Here is a 215-nt window from a genome sequence, read left to right on the forward strand (position 1 = left end):
TCCAACGTTGGCAGCTGTGCGTGGGGTAGTCGGTGGCGGCAGCTATACGACGATTAGCGAGGCTATGTCAGAGTTTAGGGCAGTGCAGGAGAAGTCGGACGCGCCTATTAAGGAGCCATTACCGCCAGTATTGGATGAGGCTGCGGCGCGGATGATGGCTGAGGTTTGGTTAATAGCCACAGGTTTAGCTAACGAACGATTAAAAGCAGAACGTG

The 215-nt window shown here is 54.0% G+C and carries 1 protein-coding gene; it reads left to right on the forward strand.

What is annotated here, in order from left to right; genetic code table 11:
* Positions 1-7: 7 nt before the first annotated feature.
* Positions 8-215, forward strand: a 208-nt coding sequence (locus PPOP_RS26045) for a DNA-binding protein (protein ID WP_422730656.1), incomplete at its 3' end; no start/stop codon positions are given.

It is taken from the genome of Paenibacillus popilliae ATCC 14706, from assembly GCF_000315235.1.
In the GTDB taxonomy this organism is placed as follows: Bacteria; Bacillota; Bacilli; order Paenibacillales; family Paenibacillaceae; genus Paenibacillus_B; species Paenibacillus_B popilliae.